Source organism: Synechococcus sp. H55.9 (assembly GCF_047462355.1).
Classification (GTDB): domain Bacteria; phylum Cyanobacteriota; class Cyanobacteriia; order Thermostichales; family Thermostichaceae; genus Thermostichus.
Genome location: NZ_JANSJB010000083.1, coordinates 1 through 2,729, shown reverse-complemented (window position 1 = coordinate 2,729; position 2,729 = coordinate 1). Strand labels below are relative to the sequence as shown.

Below are 2,729 nucleotides of genomic sequence, written 5' to 3'. Positions count from 1 at the left end.
AGCATCTCCAGCTTTGCCGCCGGGATCAACCGTCTAGGGTCCTTTTACGAAACGTTGGAGAATCCGGCCCTGCGCCACACCCGCGACCGGGAGAGCACCATCCAAACTCGCATCGCTCCCCAACTGGCGCTGCAGCAGGTTACTTTGCTAACACCAAACTCGGAACGAACCCTGGTGCGGGATCTGTCCCTGAGTTTAGAGGCAGGCCAACGGCTGCTCATTGTGGGGGCCAGCGGCAGCGGCAAGAGCTCCCTACTGCGGGCCATTGCCGGCCTGTGGAACAACGGCCAGGGATCCATCGCCCGCCCCGACACCACCGAGATGCTCTTCCTGCCGCAAAAGCCCTACATGCTGCTGGGATCCCTGCGGGATCAACTCCTCTATCCAGGTCGTCGCCGGGATCTCAGCGATGCAGATCTCATCCGGGTTTTGGCCCAGGTGAACCTAGCCGATTTGCCGGAGCGGGTGGGCGGCTTTGACGTGGAGAAAGATTGGGCCAGCACCCTCTCTTTGGGGGAACAGCAGCGCCTGGCCTTTGCCCGCATTTTGATTACTCAGCCCCGCTACGCCATTTTGGACGAGGCCACCAGCGCTCTAGATGTAGCCAACGAAAAGCTGCTCTACCTGCAACTGCAACACCTCAACACCATCTACGTCAGCGTCGGCCACCGCCCCACTCTCCTGGCCTACCACGACCTGGTCTTGGAGCTACAGGGCAACTCTGCCTGGAAACTCTGGTCGGCGGCAGAATACGGCGCCCGCTTGGCCCTGGCCGGCTAGAGCGCTGCCTTAGCTCTCAATCTGCCCTGGTACCCCTCACCCCCGGCCCCTCTCCCTGAGTGACGACCCAAGCGCTCCGCGCCGCTAGCGCGAACACCCCCGGCCCCTCTCTCAGACAGAGTGACGACCCTCACCCCCGTCCCCTCTCCCTCTGGGAGAGGGGGGTAGGCTGTTCCACCTCAAACCCATAGAACTGGACGCAGTCCAGGGGAGATGCTACCCTGTTTCACAGGTATTCCGACCGGATTACTGGAGAATCAGATGAGCTCCCTTGTCGGCTCTGAGGCCAAGCGCTCCAAGGTGGAGCAGATCAAGGCAGATAGCCATTTCCTGCGGGATCCCTTGCAGCAGGAGCTGGCCCAAGACACTACCCACTTTAGCGAGGCGGCGGTGCAGGTGCTCAAGTTTCATGGCGCCTACCAGCAGGACGACCGGGATCTGCGGCAGCAGCGAAAGCAGGAGGGGTTGGAGCGGGCCTACGAGATGATGTTGCGCACCCGTATTCCGGGGGGGCATGTGCCGCCGCAGCTCTACTTGACCCTGGATCGGCTGGCCGAGGAGTACGGCAACGGCACCCTGCGGGCCACCACCCGGCAGACCTTTCAACTCCACGGGATCTTGAAGAAAAATCTCAAGGCCACGGTGGCCAGCATCGTCCGGCAGATGGGATCCACCCTGGCCGCCTGTGGCGATGTCAACCGCAACGTCATGGCACCAGTCGCCCCCTACAAAAACCGGCCTGCCTACCGCTACGCCCAGGAGTATGCCCGCAAGCTGGCGGATCTCCTGGCTCCAAAGACTTCTGCCTACTACGAGCTGTGGGTGGATGGGGAGGCGGTTCCCATCCCGCCGGTGGATCCGGAAGTCCGGGAAGCCGAGCAGTTTGTAGGCAACGGCGTGAGGCTGGAGGGGCCGGAACCTCTCTATGGCCCGGTCTATCTGCCCCGCAAGTTTAAGACGGCCATCGCCGTAGCCGGGGAGAACACCGTCGATGTGTACTCCCAAGACCTGGGTTTGATCGTCCTCACCGACCGCAAGGGCAACCTCAAGGGCTTCAACATCGTGGTGGGCGGCGGCATGGGGCGCACCCACGGCAAGGAGGAGACCCAACCCCTTTTGGCCCAGAAGCTCTGCTTTGCCCCGCCGGAAGCGGTGTACCGGGTTTGCCAGGCGATTTTGGCGGTGCAGCGGGATCACGGCAACCGCTACGACCGCAAGCAGGCACGGCTGAAGTATCTGGTGCGCGACTGGGGGATCCGCAAGTTTCGCCGCGCTGTTGAGGAGTATGTTGGGGAAAAATTGCCCCGTTTTCGTCCCTTGCCCAAGTGTATACCCAACAGCGACGACTACCTGGGCTGGCACGAGCAAGGGGATGGCCGTTGGTTTTTGGGCCTCTCGATTGAAAATGGCCGCATCCAAGATACGCCGGAGCGGCAGTTGAAAACGGCCCTGCGCAAGATTGTAGAGGAATTTTCTCTACACCTGCGGCTGACTCCTACGCAGGACGTGATCTTCGTCAACATCGAGGAGGGCCAGCGAGAAGCCATTAACCAGATCCTCAAGTCCCATGGGGTGCTTTCCAAAGAGGAGATCCCGGAGCTGGTGCGGCTCTCCATGGCCTGTCCGGCGCTTCCCACCTGCGGCTTGGCCATCACCGAGTCAGAGCGAGCTTTGCCCACCCTGATTCGCCAGTTGGATCAGGTGTTGCAGGAGCTGGGGCTGCAGGATTCGCCCTTTTTGGTGCGCATGACCGGCTGCCCCAATGGCTGTGCCCGGCCTTACTTGGCAGAGCTCGGCTTGGTGGGATCCGCCCCCGATGGCTACTACCAAATCTGGCTGGGGGCCAGCCCGCAAGGGGATCGCCTGGCCCAGCCGTTTCAGGATCGGGTGCACATTAGCCAGATCGTGCCGCTGATGAGAGTTCTTCTGCAGCTCTACAAGCAGGAGCG

The 2,729-nt window shown here is 61.9% G+C and carries 2 protein-coding genes; both read left to right on the top strand.

Annotation, left to right across the window (positions count from 1 at the left end):
• Positions 1–780: ATP-binding cassette domain-containing protein (locus NW857_RS10355; RefSeq protein ID WP_414368882.1), on the top strand; the 780-nt coding region annotated here is incomplete at its 5' end.
• Between the two features lie 261 nt (positions 781–1,041).
• Positions 1,042–2,729 (top strand): NADPH-dependent assimilatory sulfite reductase hemoprotein subunit (locus NW857_RS10350; RefSeq protein ID WP_414368881.1); only part of this gene is annotated, 1,688 nt, incomplete at its 3' end.